The sequence below is a fragment of the Paenibacillus sp. UASWS1643 genome, assembly GCF_008693195.1.
GTDB classification, from domain to species: Bacteria; Bacillota; Bacilli; order Paenibacillales; family Paenibacillaceae; genus Paenibacillus; species Paenibacillus amylolyticus_B.
The window spans coordinates 41,183-56,959 of record NZ_VXKZ01000093.1 but is presented as its reverse complement, the minus strand read 5'-3'; the positions used below and the strand labels follow the sequence as shown (position 1 = coordinate 56,959).

Sequence of the window (15,777 nt, the reverse complement as noted above, 5' to 3'; positions counted from 1 at the left end):
CGGGGATAACAGCGATCGAAAGATGGTACTGCACTCGTAGTGCCCCCGTGTAAACAACTCTCTTTAGTTAACCCAACATTACATCGAATCCCTACCTAAACATCCCCCACAGCTTAATCAAATGAAACGTATTGTTTGGATCAATTTTCTGCGCGAGCACAAAAGCAACAAACTGCTCCTCCTGCGCCGGAGAGAAATTCTCATTCATAATGACAGCTGAAGACTTGACCAACCTTCTGACTTTGGCCTTATCTTGCAGATCAGACTTGGTCACGCCATCAATCAACTTTTTGATACGCTCTTTGACAGCGGGATTTTTCATCTTTAATTTGATCCGCTCCACCAGCTGCGGACTAATTCCATATTGTTGATAACCCAAAACGCATAGCACCTCCCAAAAGAATGAACTCACTTCTTATTCATATGTCGGGAGGGCTTGTACACTTGTCTTTTTTTACAAAGGTAATATGAAAAACCCGCTATCATGGCAAACATTAGTCAATCAGATCACCCTTGAATACTTGCTGTTGCTGTAGGAAATCACGCAAAGGTGCGTAGTCCATAGACGTCCAGAAGGTCGCATCCTCAATTAAGTGGGTCACGTCATCTCTGGCTTGTTCGAGCACAGCAAAATCGGCAACCATATCGGCAAGACGGAACTCGGGTAGTCCGCTCTGTTTGGTACCAAAGAAATCACCCGGACCTCGGAGATCCAGGTCCCGCCGGGATACCTCGAATCCATCCTCCGTTTCCGTCATGACCTTCATGCGCTCCGTTCCAACCTCCGTTTTGGGATCAGCAATGAGTACACAATAGGAAGCATGTGCACCACGACCGACCCGACCGCGAAGCTGATGCAGCTGGGATAGACCGAAGCGGTCCGCGTCCATAATGACCATCAACGTTGCATTTGGCACATCGACCCCAACCTCGACAACGGTGGTGGAGACAAGCAACTGAATATCATTGCTGTAGAAGTCTCGCATCATCTCTTCTTTCTCCGCGGCTGTCATCCGTCCATGCAGCAGACCTACACGATATTTCGGAAAGTTCTGCTGCATCTGCACATGCAGATCAATGGCATTCTGCACATCCAGCTTCTCCGACTCTTCAATGAGTGGACAGATCAGATAGGCCTGACGCCCCTGATCCACTTCTCTGGAGATAAACCCTAGCACCCGCTCCATCATATCGTGCTTAACCCAATACGTAGAGATGGGAATCCGTCCCTTCGGACGTTCCGAGATCGTGGATACTTCAATATCTCCAAAAGCCGTAATCGCAAGTGTCCGTGGAATTGGCGTTGCCGTCATCGTTAACACATCCGGGTTATATCCTTTGCGTCGTAAAACGCTGCGCTGATTCACCCCGAAGCGATGCTGCTCGTCCGTCACCACAAGGCCCAGATCACGGAAGAAAACATCTTCCTGAATCAGGGCGTGTGTACCCACCACAATATCAATCATGCCCATTTGCAACGAGGCGATCAGATCTTTACGTTTGCGTCCATTTACACTGCCCGTTAACAGCCCTACGGTTACCCCAAACGGTTCAAACAGCTTTTGCAGTGAGCGCATATGCTGTTCCGCCAGAATCTCAGTAGGCACCATCAGAGCCCCTTGGAACCCAGATCGAACAGTCGTGTATAGTGCAATTGCCGCAATAACCGTTTTACCCGATCCTACATCACCCTGCAATAACCGATTCATTGCATAGGGCGAACGCATATCATGCAGAATTTCAAGCTCCACCTTTTTCTGAGCATCTGTTAATTCAAAAGGTAAACTGCGTACAAACTCACGAATCGTCGTATTGTCCGTGGTATGCACTACACCATCCATGCGATTCCGGTTGAGCGCGCGATACGCCTGCATTTTCAACTGGAACAGAAACAGCTCCTCATACACCATCCGCTGTCTGGCCTGCTGACCTTCCCGGTTGTCCTGTGGACGATGAATCCCCGCAATCGCCTGCTTACGTGGCATCAAGCTGTATTTCTTCATCAAGGAATGAGGCAGAATCTCGGGAATCATATCTCCGAATTGGATTAACCCTTGATTGATTGTTTTCCGCATCCATTGTTGCGTCAGCTTGCCAGTTACAGAATATACAGGTTGCAATGTACCTGAACGCCCATCGCCTTTATCAGGGAACTCCGAGTCAGTCACGGTCATCTGCATGCGTTTTTGTTCCCATTTTCCCGTAATCACAATCTCCCGATTGGGGGTAAGTTGTTCTTTGAGGAAATGGCGATTGAACCAGGTGGCTGTAATCATCCACTCTTCCGTCATGATCTTACAGGTAAGACGGGACTTTTTACCGTATCGTTGTAATACAGGAATACCCATTACCTGTCCCTGGACCGTAATTTTGTCCCCATCCTTCACTTCACTGAGCGAACGAAGACGATAATCCTCATAACGGAACGGATAATATTCAAGCAGGTCTTTAACAGTAGAGATGCCAAAGGCGTGAAGCTCTCCCTCTTTGAGAGCACTCACGCCGTTAATTTGCTTAACTGATATTTCTTCCAATTTCATGTCTAATCCCTCATTCCGGAACAGGCCACATAAAGATCGCAATGACACCAGGTCCAACATGACTGCCTATTACGGCTCCAATATTGGTATAGATCACTTCATTCAGTGTAAAATGACCCCGCAGCTGCTCTGCACAAGCGATCGCTGATCCCGGGTCAGCGGTATGACCTACCGCCAGGTTAACCCGTTTGCCTGCAAGATCCTTCTGGAACAGCTCAATAATGCGTGCCATTGCTTTTTTATGACCTCTGACTTTCTCAACTGCGTAGATAACGCCTTCTTCATCAATAGACAGGATCGGCTTAATGTTAAGCAACGTTCCCAAGATGGCTGAAGCTTTGCCAATCCGACCGCCCTTTTGCAGATACTCCAAAGTATCTACAAGAAAGAACAACTTGCGAGATTGTTGCATCCCTTCAATAGCAGCAGCGATTTCGACTGCTGACTTGCCCTGTTCGGCAAGTTCAGCAGCCTGTACCACCATTAGACCGTATCCATACGAAGCTGACTTCGAATCCAGCACGGTGATGTCACCCTCACGCTCCAGCAAAGACTTGCCAAGCATGGCCGATTGGTAGGTACCACTCATGCCGGATGACAGGTGGATCGATACAATCGGGCGTTCCGGGTTCTCATCAAGAAGTGATTGGTACACGTTCATGAAATCGGTTGGAGATGGCTGTGAAGTTGTAGGCAACACAGATACCTTCTTCAACTTTTCGTAGAACTGTTCCGAAGTCAGATCAACGCCATCTGCATAGGTCTCTTCACCGAACAGAACACGTAGCGGAACAATATGAATCCCGTATTTGCGAATGAGTTCTTCGGGAATATCTGCCGTACTGTCTGTTACTATCGTAACCTTGTGGCTCATGAGTCTCCTCCTCTTCGCCAGAGTGCTATTGGTACCTGTTCAAAAACTCAACAAGAGACGTTTTGAACAACCTTTATTAGGACTCTACGGAGAACAAATAATAATACACAGGCTGTCCTCCACGATGTACCTCTACCTCAGCATCAGGATACTGTTCTTCAAGCCATGCAGCGAGGGCAGCAGTAACCTCAGGGTCCGCTTCGTCCCCTTCAAGGATCGTCACCACTTCATCTCCACTCTCCATCATCTGTTTGAGCAGACCTTCACATGCTTGAAGCATGGTTTCATCCGTCGCTACAATTTTGGAGTTATGGATACCGATGTAGTGCCCCGCCTTGATATCCAATTCATCATATTGCGTATCACGAACCGCATGAGTCACTTGACCGGACTGCACCCGGCTGATGGCCTCCAACATATGATCACGGTTTGTTTCCGCAGTCTCATCTTCCTGGAAAGCAAAGGCAGCAGCCATCCCCTGTGGAATGGTCTTGCTTGGAATAACCGTAATCCGGCGCTCATCTTCAAGCAGTTCACGAGCCTGCTCCGCAGCCAGTACAATATTCGAGTTATTCGGGAGTATAAATACCTGCTCCGCAGCAATGGAACGAACCGCTTTTACAAAATCCTCAGTACTCGGATTCATCGTCTGTCCACCGGACAGAACCACATCAACGCCAAGACTTTGGAAAATCTCTGCAATACCGTCACCGGAGGATACCGCAATAAAACCATACGGTGCCATTTCATCTGCAGGAAGCACAGCCTCTTCCATACTGCGTGCTGCCTCTGGTGGAATCTCTGCAAACAATTCAGGTGATGGAGCAATGTCCATGCCTGCTGTCAGGAGATCCCGATGCTGTTCACGCATATTGAGAATATGAATCTGTGTAATCTCACCATAATGCAGCGCCAGGTTTAATACATCGCCTGGTGTCTTGGAATGGACATGAACTTTGATGACTTCATCATCGGCAATGATGATGATCGAATCCCCATTAACTGACAACGCTTTCCGGAATGCTTCGTCATCAAATGCCACTCCTGCGTTCTCTCCAAGCTCACGATTAATGAAGAATTCCATATCATACAGGAATTCAATATCTTCCGTTTCCAGTCTCGCCTGAGCAGACAATGGCATCTCCGGTGCAATCACCTGCCGCTGTGCAGGCTTCTTGATATCCACTTCTGTCGGTGCAGCCGGTTTCAAAGCAGATGCTGCCACGTGTGGGGTTACTTCTTTGTTCAACGAAGTACGACTCACTCCGTCACTTTGCAGCAATACTTCCATAAAGCCCTCGTAGATATATACAAGCCCCTGACCACCTGAATCCACAACACCAACCTGTTTCAGTACAGGCAGTAATTCCGGAGTCATTGCCAGTGCTTCTTTTGCTTTTAACAAAACTTCATTCATTAATTCAGTAATATCATTCGTCCGTCTTGCGTAGTAGTTGGCATGTTTCGCCGCTTCCTTGGCTACGGTAAGAATGGTCCCTTCAACGGGCTTTACGACTGCTTTGTAAGCTGCGTCAACACCGTTCTGTAGGGCTGCTGCAAATTGGAGCGTATTCAGTTCCTCATAGGGAGCAGCTGAACGACTAAAACCACGGAACAATTGCGACAGAATAACTCCTGAATTCCCCCGTGCGCCCATAAGCAGGCCTTTCGATAGAATACCGGCAGCTTCGCCGATGGAGGCAGAACTTTTTCTTTTAATCTCTGCAACTCCTGCACTCATTGTCAAATTCATGTTCGTTCCCGTGTCACCATCCGGCACAGGGAAAACATTCAGGGAATTGACGTGCTCTGCATGCTGTCCAAGTTGTTCCGCTCCGGCAAGTACCATTGCGGTGAAATCTGTTCCATTTAAAGAACGTATACTCAAGTGAGAATTCCCCTTCCTAGCTTGATACACGAACACCTTGCACCAAGATGTGTCTGGTCTGTTCATGCGCTAACGCGGACTGCGTTATTCTTCGTCCATACCTTGTCCGGCACAGGCATACAATACAACATGTCAGCCGGATTAACGGTCTGGGCGGCCGGGCTACCAATATCCTGCACTCTCTGCACCCCTAACTTCGGGGCATACGGATATGCACCGGTATCAAGAGCCGGCATGAATGCCGCATGGAGACTGGTGCCAATGATGGAATGCCGCAGCTCACAGCGTTGCCAAAAAGCAGACCACCGACCTCTAAGTACGGTTTATTCTCCGACTTCCTCGCGGCAACAGCCTGTTCACCACTGTATTATGGACTACTCAACATTGTACTATATTAGACAGGAGAAATAAATAAAGTTTTTGGATCAGTTGACGAAGCTTTTTTAATTATGATATTATATTCAAGTATTGTTTTATGCAGGTTAAGTAATGGAAATGATCCGGTTATGCCGGCTTAAACAACACCATTAGCTACTGAAACCTGATCTTTATGATCAGGAAGAACAATTTAGTCCTTATGGAATGACTTTTCGTTTCTGAAGGCAACTGGTTATTTTAGGATAGGAGGTGTAATCTATGTCTCGCAAATGTTATGTGACAGGTAAGAAACCGGGCACCGGTAACCACGTATCCCACGCTAACAACCGTAACCGTCGTACTTGGGGCGTAAACGTTCAGAAGGTCCGCATTCTCGTTGACGGCAAACCAAAACGTGTATACGTAAGCACCCGTGCACTGAAAGCCGGTAAAGTGACTCGCGTATAATCACGCAAAGCTACTATAAATCGGGTAAGCAAAAAGCACCTTGTTCCTTGCAGGTGCTTTTTTGGTATTCAAAAAAAGGGATTCTTGAATACGCTCATTAACATGTGGATGGCCGCCGCATGGCGCTTCGCAGGTACGAATTCCAGATAAGACTGAGCCAAAGCGGCGGTATTCCCTGTTACCTTATCAATCGGATCAGTTCTTTTGAAACGTATTAAGAATCGCCTTTACAAACCCTCCCAAAAACTTCGGCAGTTTGAATGTGTAAAATTTCATAATTCACCCTCCCCATCATGCTCATGCGTCCGCCGTATCCTATGCTTCAGGCCTTCTTTACCTCAAACACGACAAAAAAGGCTACATGAGAAACCTGCTCATGTAACCATATTTATGCGGAACCTTCGATCCCTATTCCACAATGACAAGCCCGAAGATCAGGTCATTTACGTTTGGGCAGGAATATATTGATAGACAGCGATCATGAAAACACTCAGTACATAATACAGTATGCTGAATATGACAAAAGTAACCCGATGTCCGGTACGATCAAATTTGCGGAAATACATAATAACAACGCCTACCCCGATTAATGACGTAATAGCATTAAACGGGGATTGAATAACCGCAAACAAAGCAAGCACAAGTCCCGTCACGAGACTCGCAGCCATCGTCCACAGTGTCTCCTTGAGGGTCATAGATCAGCCTCCGTAGCTACGACGAATTTCAGTAATCGCGGCAGCACGATCCTCACGGCCAAATACGGCACTCCCGGCAACGAGCACATCTGCTCCAGCTTCCACCACAAGCGGGGCTGTATCGGCAGCAATTCCGCCATCTACTTCGATATGTACATCATGGCGTCCCTTTTCGTTCAACCAGGTACGAATCTGCTTGATTTTGTTCATGGTACCCGAGATAAATGCCTGTCCGCCAAATCCAGGATTGACCGTCATGACAAGAACCATGTCCACATCATCCAGAACTTCGAGAATGGCAGACGCTGGCGTTCCCGGATTAAGGGCAACTCCTGCCTTCACTCCTTGCTCCTTAATCAGATGAATAACGCGGTGCAAATGCACACAAGCCTCAGCATGAACGGTAATTACCGCTGCACCCGCTTTGGCAAATTCCTCAACATAACGCTCCGGATTCTCAATCATCAAATGCACATCGAGCGGCAAGCTTGTATGGGGAGCGATTGCCTTCACAATCGCAGGTCCAAGCGTAATATTAGGGACGAAATGACCGTCCATAACGTCAACATGAATCCAGTCTCCTCCTGCAGCTTGAGCTTCTGCAACTTCCGCACCAAGGCGGGCAAAATCAGCTGATAATATCGATGGGGCAATTTTAATCATATTAATACCTCCGCTTCTTATCTTTCATTTCGGTCAGGAACAGCACATAGTGCTGATATCGGCTTTCGGAGATCAGACCTTCCTCTTTGGCCGCAAGCACACGACAGCCTGGTTCATGTGTATGAGTACAACCTCGGAATTTGCACTGATCTGCAAACTGGGCGAATTCACGGAAACAAGTGGAGAGTTCCTCCACACCGATCTCCAGAAAGTCCAGTTGGCTGAATCCTGGCGTATCTGCAACAAATCCACCATTATCCAACGGAATAAGCTCCACGTGCCTGGTGGTGTGTTTCCCTCGTCCTAGACGCATGCTGATCGCATTTGTCTCTAGCGTCAGGCCCGGCATCAATGCATTTAACATTGAAGACTTGCCTACACCGGATTGTCCGGAGAATACGCTGATCTTACCAGCCAGACGGTCTCTGAGCAATTCACTGCCTTCACCGGTACGTGAACTTGTGGAGATCACTTCATAACCAACCTGTTCATACAATGCTTTCACTTCAGCAACAGTGTCTTTGGCTGGATCAGCCAAATCCAGTTTGGTCAACACAATGAGTGCATCCAGCCCCGCCTGCTCGATGTGAACAAGGAACTTGTCTAACAGGTTCAGGTTCATATCCGGTTCCTTCACAGAGAACACGAGAACCGCCAAACTTACATTGGCTACAGGGGGACGGATAAGTTCCGTTTCACGCTTCCGAATTTCATCAACCGTTCCTTCTCCGTTCTCAGTCAACATGTAGCTGACGCGGTCACCTACAAGCGGTGACGTTCCCCGCTTTCTGAAGATACCTCTGGCTCGACATTGAACGGCGGAACCTTCAACCGAAGGAACCCCGTTGTCTTCCACTGGCATGACATAATAGTAACCGCTTAGCGCTTTAACGATGATACCTTCTGGCATAGCTCCGACGCCCTCCTTTAGATGGTGGTACATTTACTCCAGACGCCAGCATAAGCCGCCCTTATGGACGGCTTGATGCGTTAATGACTTCCTTTTTCTTCTCTTTTTCCTTGCCGTGCCCCTTACCATTATTCATGGCAGAAGTGTCCTCATCTACGCTGTCACCTTCACCGTCTGCCGGTGTGGACTCAGGTTCGCCTTCCTGATTGGGATCAACACTGCCTTCATCAACGCTACCTTCACCTGAATCAGGCTCATTTTCTGGCGGCGTCTCAGTGCTTTGTTCCGGGTCAATGGAAGGTACATTCACTGTTCCGTTTTTGGCGTCACTGTAGGAGACAAGATACGTATCCAGGAACTGTCCATCACGATATACGGACACAGCCCCATTTTCATTTGGAGCGAGCACAAGTGGAATGGTCAACAATTGGGTTGAATTAACAGTGCGAGTTCCCCATTCCTGATTCTTGCCACGTGCATCTTCATATGTGATACGGATTTTACTGTTTTTGCCCTCTTCTTTGGGTGATACATTGATATCAAAAGGATATTGGAGCGCTTCAGGCGGATACCCTGTACTGATAAAGATCGTAATCTTATCCCCAGGATTCACCTCTGTGCCCGCTTCCACAGGCCATTGCTGCGTCACTTTGCCCTTTTCCATCGTATAGCTTGGTTCTTCCTGCACCTGAGCAAGTTCCAGTCCAGCAGATTTAAGCTTTTCTTCAGCTTCACTGCGGGTAAGGTTTTTCAGATCAGGCATTTTGACTGTTTGAGAACCTTTACTTACGGTTAACTCAATCTGAACCGCCTCTGGATCGAATTCCTCATTGACGCCAGGTGTCTGGGAAATAACAGTACCTGAAGCCACATCATTGGAGAAATCATCTTTCCGCTGAATCTGATCTTCCTTAATACCAAGCTTAGTCAATTTCTTGACAGCCTCATCATAAGTCTCTTGTTTGACATCAATCATCTTCAGCAGTTCTTTTTCAGCACCAACACTGATCTGGACCTCGGAACCTTCTTTGACGACATCGCCTTCTTTTCTGCTCTGGTCAAAGACAATACCGGGTTCGACACCTTCCTGATACAGACGGATGATCTCATCACTGACGACGAGTCCTTTCTCCTCAAGCATTTCCCGAGCTTTTTCTTCTGTCTGAGTGATCACGTTAGGCACCGTTACTTCAGGTACGACCAGCATACCCTTGACATACCATACAACGCCCACCATGGCGATTAGAATAAGAACGGTTAATGAAATGAGTAGAGCTGGCTTCTTCCAGCTCTTGGATTTTGCCTTACCCTTGCCAGTTTCTTCGTCAGACTCCATCACAGGCACTGCACCCGTCGATGTAACTCCGCGAGGTTCAGGTTTGATCGCTGGCATAACGCGAGTCTGGTCTATATCATCCTCATCCGGAAAATCAATCTTCGTTTCATTACGTCTCTCCGGCATCAGGCAAGTTTCCAGATCGGTTTGCATTTCTTTAGCCGACTGATAACGTTCCTGCGGATTTTTACGCATGGATTTTAAAATGACATTTTCCACACTTTGCGGAATCAATGGATTGAATTTGCGTGGTTCATCGAACTCTTCCTGCAAATGCTTCAAAGCCACACTGATAGGACTTTCACCCAGAAACGGAAGTTGCCCGGTAAGCATTTGGTAAAGTACGATCCCAAGAGAATATAAGTCCGATTTTTCACCAGTAACGATCCCTTTGGCATGCTCTGGTGAGAAGTAATGTACAGAACCAACTACGGAACCGGTCTGCGTAATCGTTGTAGATGTAACGGCACGGGCAATCCCGAAATCCGTTACTTTCACACGGCCATTCCGACCAATTAATATATTGTGGGGTTTGATATCCCGATGAATGATTTGATTATGATGTGCATGATCAAGAGCATCTGCAATCTGGGAAGCGATTCGTACCGATTCGTCCACCTGCAGAGGGGCACGTTCTTTAATAATTTCATTCAGGTTTTTGCCTTCCACGTACTCCATGACAATATAATGAACGTCATCTTCCTGCCCCACATCATAAATGCTAACTACATTCGGATGAGACAGCGATGCTGCCGACTGTGCTTCCCTGCGGAAACGGCGAATAAACTCTTCGTCATGCACAAACTGTTGTCTAAGGACTTTGATCGCTACATTCCGGTTCAACAGAAGATCCTGGGCTTTGTACACAAGAGCCATGCCGCCACCGCCGACACGCTCAATCACTTCATAGCGTCCGCCTAGCTGGTGCCCAATCATGACTCACACCCCGTTTCCGTATCCACGGAACCTTCCCTCTGCAACTCGAACAAAGCAACCGTGATGTTGTCGTCTCCCCCAGCAAGTAAAGCCAACTGAAGCAGTCGGTCTGCACGATCTTCCAATGCCAGTTCCAGATTGCCGGCAACCTGAATAATCTGCTCATTGCTGACCAGGTTACTGAGACCATCACTGCATAGGAGAAGAACTTCGCCTTCCTCCAGCTTGACGGTATCCAAATCTACCTTCACCTCGGCATCTGTTCCAAGCGCACGAGTCAGTACGTTGCGACGTGGATGATGGGACACATCCTCTTTGCTAATCTGACCATTTTTGAACAATTCATTCACCAGTGTATGGTCCTCGGTTAGCTGGATCACAGCTTTGTTCGCAATTTTGTAGGCTCTGCTATCACCGATGTGTCCAATAACACCTTCCGTATCGTTCAATAATGCCGCAACCACCGTTGTTCCCATGTTGTGGTACTTGTCATCTGTGGATGCCGTACGGAAGATAACTTCGTTGGCATGCAAAATAGCATCGCTGAGAGCTGCAGACAGAGACGCATGTGACAGACCTGGTTCCAGTGTTCCCAGATCTTGTACCAACGTCTCTACTGCCAAGCGGCTTGCCGTATCCCCTGCAAGATGTCCACCCATGCCATCGGCAACAATACCCAAAATGTATCCTGTATCGAGATTACGAATCCAGGCTGAATCTTCATTCACCGAACGCACTCGTCCGATATGGCTCACATGAACTGTTTTGATCAAAACGTTCTCACCTCAACTCCATATGCTTTGCACGAAGCTGACCGCAAGCGGCAGCAATATCATGTCCCTGTTCACGACGAATGGTTACATTAACACCCTGTTCCGAGAGAATCTTCTGAAAATTGAAAATGTCGCTTCTCGATGTTCTTACGTATTTGCGTTCAGGTACATGGTTAACCGGAATCAGGTTCACGTGGCACAACATGTTCTTAAGCACACTTGCCAGTTCTGCTGCATGCTCTGGCTGATCGTTTACCCCACCAATAAGTGCATACTCAAACGTAATTCTCCGACCTGTTTTGGCCAGATAATAACGAAGGGACTCCATCACGTCTTCAAAAGGAAAACGACGGTTAACCGGCATCAATTTCGAACGCAGTGCATCATTTGGTGCATGGATCGAAATGGCGAGGTTAATCTGTGTATCTTCATCCGCAAACTTATAGATGTTCGGAACAATTCCGCTCGTTGATACCGTGATGTGCCGCTGACCAATGTTCAGTCCTTTTTCATGGATCATAATGCGCAGGAAAGTCATCGTTGCTTCATAGTTTTCGAAAGGTTCACCCGAACCCATGATTACAATGCTGCTGACACGCTCGCCGCGTTCATCCAGAATTTTCTGAGCCTGTACAACCTGGGCAACAATCTCCCCAGCCGTAAGGTTACGCTTGAGACCACCCAATGTGGAGGCACAGAACGTACAACCAATACGACAACCAACCTGTGTGGTTACACAGATGCTGTTCCCGTAGTTATGCTTCATGATTACCGTCTCAATGGCATGATCATCATGAAGACCAAAGAGGAATTTAACCGTTCCATCCTTGGATTCAAACTTGGTAATTTCCTTAAGCGTTACGAATTCAAATTGCTCTGTTAGTTTTTCACGCAATGGCTTGGACAAATTGGTCATTTCACTGAAATCATTCACGCGTTTTACATAAATCCAGTCAAAGATTTGACCACCGCGAAACGCCGGCTCCCCGTTCTCCACAGCCCATTGCTGCAATTGTTCCAGAGAATAATCATATATAAAAGGTTTCATTTTGTTGTCAACACCTATTCCTTCTTTTCTTTTCTTTTCGTTTGGCTTCCTTCTTTTCGTTCCATTCGTCCTATTCTATCACAAAGACCACGTTACATCCATGTATACCCTTGATATCTGTACTTCATGCATTATAACACCTCAATGCCGCCATCGCACCCTGTCATCACTTTTCTCTGACAATTATATCGAAGTCCCATCACAAAGAAATCCGCCGAAGTTCCCCTCGGCGGTCATGCTTCCGTGCTCTATTAAACTGTTATTCCGCTGTTTTTGTCAACCGTGCGATGAAAAAACCGTCGCTGTGAGCGTATTGTGGCAAAATCTGAATACCACCGTTCACGGCCTTCAAATTCACTGTCTCCGATTCGGACCAGACCGATGTTTCTGCTGGACTATATTCCGGATGTCGATTCAAGAAATCTGCAATCATATCCTCATTCTCAGCAGGCTCAATCGTACACGTGCTATACACCAGAATACCACCTGGTTTTAACAACGGCGCAACCCGATCAAGCAGTTCACGCTGCAAACCTGCGATATCTTCGATATCTTCTACGGTTTTGGTCCATTTCACATCAGGCTTGCGGCGAATAACACCTAGACCCGAACATGGTGCATCCAGCAAAATGCGATCAAACGACGCTTCCGGATACCGCTCGTTCAGATCAAGAGCATCTCCAGTTACCGCATCGATGCAACTCAGACCGAGACGCTCCGCCTGATCCAGGATCAACTGGCGCTTATGAGCATGTACATCGTTAGCGACAATACGACCACGATCGTGCATTTTTTCAGCCATGTGAGCTGTTTTACCACCTGGAGCTGCGCAGCAATCCAATACAAGCTGGTCTTCTACAGGCGCAACCGCTTCAGCGACGAGCATGGAACTTTCGTCCTGTACAGAGAACAGGCCGTCCCGATACCAGGACGTTAGAGCCATATTTCCGCCACTACGCACAAGAATACCATCGGAACTCAACTGAGAAGCTTCAACGACTGCACCCGTGCTTGCCATCTCATGCATCAGTTTCTCCCGTGTGGTCATTGTTGTATTGACTCGGACACTCACTGCTGGAGGCTCATTATTCGCACGACAGATCGCTTCCGCCGTCTCCTCGCCGTACTGGGCAATCCAGCGTTTAACCATCCATAACGGGTGGGAATGCTCAAGTGAAATACGTTCGGCAACAGGCAGATGTTCTGGAATACGAAGTTCATCCCGATTACGGATCATATTGCGAAGTACACCATTCACCATACCCGAGATTCCCTGATGGCCCAGTTTCTTCGCCAGATTAACCGCTTCGCTCACCACGGCATGCTCCGGAATACGATCCAGGTATATCATCTGATATACGCTGATTCGCAGCAGGCTACGAACCCACGGTTGCAGTTTGGATACTCCTTTGGCGACGTAACGTTCCAGAAAATAATCAAGTGTATTCAATCTAGCGATTGTTCCATACACCAATTCGGTAGCCAGTCCAGCATCTGCGGGGCTTAGATCCGCCTCCTTCAGACGACGGTTCAACTCCAGATTACTGTATGCTCCATCTTGCTCAACAGCACTCAGAACCTTGACTGCCAATGCACGAGCAGATGTTTTGGGTTTCTGGGAGCGAGATGCACCACCCGATTTACCCGAATTAGGATGACGGTTTCCTTCACGCCCGGATGAATTTCCAGTAGCTTTCTGGCCTTTTCCTGACGAACGACCTGGTATGTTACCGCTCATCGCAGCACCGTTCCAGGTTTCAGTGTACCACCGCGAGCAAAGTCAGCGGCCTGCATCACCTTTTTGCCTGCAGGCTGCACCTCAGTCAACCACAGAGACCCATTACCTGTACGAACTTCAATCCCTGCTTTGCTCAATTGCAGCACGGTTCCCGGCTCTGCTTGTCCAGCATCCGAAGAAGTTGCCAGATCCACCTGATCCGGGTTAGCCGCAGCCCAGACTTTAAAGACCTGATCATCCCACATCGTAAATGCACCGGAGAACGGCACAAGACCACGAATCTGATTGAACAGTTCGCGTGAAGTACGATTCCAGTCCATTTTCTCGTCATCCCGAGTCAGATTACGAGCATACGAAGCCTCGGCATCATCCTGAGGGACCGCCGTTGTCTCGCCTGCAATCAATCGTGGCATTTCTGCCTGAAGCAGTTTGGAACCAGCCTCACTTAATTTATCAAACATCGATCCTGATGTATCTTCATCCGTAATCGGCAGTTCCACACGCGAGATCATATCTCCGGTGTCCAGGCCTTCAGCCATATACATCAATGTGACTCCTGTCACGGATTCCCCGTTAATAATGGAACGTTGGATCGGGGCTCCTCCGCGATATTTTGGCAGAAGAGAGCCATGTACGTTCACACAACCGCGAACAGGCATATCCAGCACAGCTTTGGGCAGAATCTGTCCAAAGGCCGCGGTCACGATCAGATCCGGCTTCCATTCAGCCAAGCGGGCTACGGCTTCCGGATCACGCAATTTAACAGGTTGAAACACCGGCAGACCATGGCGTTCTGCCGCGGCCTTAACCGGTGTTGGCGTAAGTACTTTTTTGCGTCCCTGTGGTTTATCAGGCTGAGTCACGACACCCACCACATTGTATCCCTCTGCAATCAGCATATCGAGAGAAGGAACTGCAAATTCAGGTGTTCCCATAAAAACAATATTCAAATCGATCACTCCTTAATTACGACGCGGTCCCGTTTGATCGGCTGCAATTTCGTACACTTTCTCGGCGACATCCGTAAAGAGTACGCCATCCAGATGATCAATCTCATGCTGGAATGCACGGGACAGCAAGCCACTACCCGTAATAATCAGCTCTTTGCCTTCACGATCCAGACCTTTAACCGTAACGGTCTCGAAACGGCGAACATCACCATTAATTCCAGGGATACTCAGACAACCTTCCGGTCCAAATTGCTCTCCCTCACTTGCAATAATCTCCGGGTTAATCATCTTGATCAGCCCTTGCTCATCACCTGCGTCGATAACAATCAGACGTTTCAAAATACCAACCTGCGGCGCAGCAAGACCCACACCTTCTGCATCGTACATGGTATCAGCCATATCATCCAGCAATTTTTGTACATTTGGTGTAATTTTGGTTACTTCTTTGGCTCTCTTGTGGAGCACCTCATCTGGTTCTTGCACGATAATGCGAATCGACATGTTGTAAGCACCTTCCTAATCCTCATCATAATTTCAGGACGATATCTGTATTTTTGGGGTATTCATTTTAATCTATGTTTATACCGCTTGTTTACATCCG

The 15,777-nt window shown here is 47.8% G+C and carries 16 protein-coding genes; 1 reads left to right on the top strand and 15 read right to left on the bottom strand.

Going from position 1 to position 15,777, the window contains the following annotated elements; genetic code table 11:
- Nucleotides 1-91 precede the first annotated feature (91 nt).
- The 5 genes from FE296_RS04095 to FE296_RS32620 form a co-directional block, all read right to left on the bottom strand.
- Nucleotides 92-379: a stage VI sporulation protein F gene (locus FE296_RS04095; protein WP_036614589.1), complete on the bottom strand. Its 288-nt coding sequence runs from the start codon at nucleotides 377-379 to the stop codon at nucleotides 92-94.
- A 115-nt stretch (nucleotides 380-494) separates the two neighbouring features.
- Nucleotides 495-2,540, bottom strand: coding sequence for an ATP-dependent DNA helicase RecG (gene recG, locus FE296_RS04090; RefSeq protein ID WP_124116099.1), 2,046 nt, complete (start codon nucleotides 2,538-2,540; stop codon nucleotides 495-497).
- 10 nt (nucleotides 2,541-2,550) lie between these two features.
- Complete coding sequence (locus FE296_RS04085) at nucleotides 2,551-3,414, bottom strand: DegV family protein (RefSeq protein WP_076250889.1); 864 nt, start codon at nucleotides 3,412-3,414, stop codon at nucleotides 2,551-2,553.
- Nucleotides 3,415-3,490: 76 nt separating this feature from the next.
- On the bottom strand, nucleotides 3,491-5,302 hold the full coding sequence (locus FE296_RS04080) for a DAK2 domain-containing protein (RefSeq protein WP_150364288.1): 1,812 nt from the start codon (nucleotides 5,300-5,302) through the stop codon (nucleotides 3,491-3,493).
- A gap of 62 nt (nucleotides 5,303-5,364) precedes the next feature.
- Nucleotides 5,365-5,538, bottom strand: coding sequence for a hypothetical protein (locus FE296_RS32620; protein WP_155985128.1), 174 nt, complete (start codon nucleotides 5,536-5,538; stop codon nucleotides 5,365-5,367).
- 400 nt (nucleotides 5,539-5,938) lie between these two features.
- On the opposite strand from FE296_RS32620, the gene rpmB reads away from it, so the two are divergent.
- Complete coding sequence (gene rpmB, locus FE296_RS04075; protein ID WP_017687459.1) at nucleotides 5,939-6,127, top strand: 50S ribosomal protein L28; 189 nt, start codon at nucleotides 5,939-5,941, stop codon at nucleotides 6,125-6,127.
- Nucleotides 6,128-6,322: 195 nt separating this feature from the next.
- Here rpmB and spoVM read toward each other — a convergent pair whose 3' ends face one another.
- From spoVM to def, 10 genes are all read right to left on the bottom strand, one after another.
- The gene (gene spoVM, locus FE296_RS04070) at nucleotides 6,323-6,403 is read right to left on the bottom strand and encodes a stage V sporulation protein SpoVM (RefSeq protein WP_019424875.1); all 81 of its coding nucleotides are present in this window, start codon (nucleotides 6,401-6,403) and stop codon (nucleotides 6,323-6,325) included.
- A gap of 167 nt (nucleotides 6,404-6,570) precedes the next feature.
- On the bottom strand, nucleotides 6,571-6,822 hold the full coding sequence (locus FE296_RS04065) for a hypothetical protein (RefSeq protein WP_091014322.1): 252 nt from the start codon (nucleotides 6,820-6,822) through the stop codon (nucleotides 6,571-6,573).
- A gap of 3 nt (nucleotides 6,823-6,825) precedes the next feature.
- Nucleotides 6,826-7,485 (bottom strand): ribulose-phosphate 3-epimerase, encoded by a 660-nt coding sequence (rpe, locus tag FE296_RS04060; RefSeq protein WP_017687456.1) that lies wholly within the window; start codon nucleotides 7,483-7,485, stop codon nucleotides 6,826-6,828.
- Nucleotide 7,486: 1 nt separating this feature from the next.
- Complete coding sequence (gene rsgA, locus FE296_RS04055; RefSeq protein WP_017687455.1) at nucleotides 7,487-8,395, bottom strand: ribosome small subunit-dependent GTPase A; 909 nt, start codon at nucleotides 8,393-8,395, stop codon at nucleotides 7,487-7,489.
- A gap of 61 nt (nucleotides 8,396-8,456) precedes the next feature.
- A complete protein-coding gene (gene pknB, locus FE296_RS04050) occupies nucleotides 8,457-10,667 on the bottom strand; it encodes a Stk1 family PASTA domain-containing Ser/Thr kinase (RefSeq protein ID WP_150364287.1) in 2,211 nt (736 codons plus the stop codon).
- Complete coding sequence (locus FE296_RS04045; protein WP_091028658.1) at nucleotides 10,664-11,440, bottom strand: Stp1/IreP family PP2C-type Ser/Thr phosphatase; 777 nt, start codon at nucleotides 11,438-11,440, stop codon at nucleotides 10,664-10,666. Before FE296_RS04045 ends, pknB begins: the two co-directional genes overlap by 4 nt.
- A 7-nt stretch (nucleotides 11,441-11,447) precedes the next feature.
- On the bottom strand, nucleotides 11,448-12,488 hold the full coding sequence (gene rlmN, locus FE296_RS04040; RefSeq protein WP_036614609.1) for a dual-specificity RNA methyltransferase RlmN: 1,041 nt from the start codon (nucleotides 12,486-12,488) through the stop codon (nucleotides 11,448-11,450).
- A 259-nt stretch (nucleotides 12,489-12,747) separates the two neighbouring features.
- Complete coding sequence (gene rsmB, locus FE296_RS04035; RefSeq protein WP_124116095.1) at nucleotides 12,748-14,226, bottom strand: 16S rRNA (cytosine(967)-C(5))-methyltransferase RsmB; 1,479 nt, start codon at nucleotides 14,224-14,226, stop codon at nucleotides 12,748-12,750.
- On the bottom strand, nucleotides 14,223-15,176 hold the full coding sequence (gene fmt / locus FE296_RS04030) for a methionyl-tRNA formyltransferase (protein ID WP_124116094.1): 954 nt from the start codon (nucleotides 15,174-15,176) through the stop codon (nucleotides 14,223-14,225). The genes rsmB and fmt overlap by 4 nt, the downstream gene beginning before the upstream one ends.
- A gap of 12 nt (nucleotides 15,177-15,188) precedes the next feature.
- The gene (gene def / locus FE296_RS04025; RefSeq protein ID WP_017687449.1) at nucleotides 15,189-15,677 is read right to left on the bottom strand and encodes a peptide deformylase; all 489 of its coding nucleotides are present in this window, start codon (nucleotides 15,675-15,677) and stop codon (nucleotides 15,189-15,191) included.
- Between the last annotated feature and the right edge of the window lie 100 nt (nucleotides 15,678-15,777).

Coding starts and splice junctions, on each gene's coding strand:
- pknB (WP_150364287.1), bottom strand. CDS start 10,667: ATGATTGGGCACCAGCTAGGCGGACGCTATGAAGTGATTGAGCGTGTC.
- FE296_RS04065 (WP_091014322.1), bottom strand. CDS start 6,822: ATGACCCTCAAGGAGACACTGTGGACGATGGCTGCGAGTCTCGTGACG.
- rsgA (WP_017687455.1), bottom strand. CDS start 8,395: ATGCCAGAAGGTATCATCGTTAAAGCGCTAAGCGGTTACTATTATGTC.
- FE296_RS04085 (WP_076250889.1), bottom strand. CDS start 3,414: ATGAGCCACAAGGTTACGATAGTAACAGACAGTACGGCAGATATTCCC.
- def (WP_017687449.1), bottom strand. CDS start 15,677: ATGTCGATTCGCATTATCGTGCAAGAACCAGATGAGGTGCTCCACAAG.
- FE296_RS32620 (WP_155985128.1), bottom strand. CDS start 5,538: ATGCCGGCTCTTGATACCGGTGCATATCCGTATGCCCCGAAGTTAGGG.
- recG (WP_124116099.1), bottom strand. CDS start 2,540: ATGAAATTGGAAGAAATATCAGTTAAGCAAATTAACGGCGTGAGTGCT.
- rpe (WP_017687456.1), bottom strand. CDS start 7,485: ATGATTAAAATTGCCCCATCGATATTATCAGCTGATTTTGCCCGCCTT.
- spoVM (WP_019424875.1), bottom strand. CDS start 6,403: ATGAAATTTTACACATTCAAACTGCCGAAGTTTTTGGGAGGGTTTGTA.
- rlmN (WP_036614609.1), bottom strand. CDS start 12,488: ATGAAACCTTTTATATATGATTATTCTCTGGAACAATTGCAGCAATGG.
- rpmB (WP_017687459.1), top strand. CDS start 5,939: ATGTCTCGCAAATGTTATGTGACAGGTAAGAAACCGGGCACCGGTAAC.
- rsmB (WP_124116095.1), bottom strand. CDS start 14,226: ATGAGCGGTAACATACCAGGTCGTTCGTCAGGAAAAGGCCAGAAAGCT.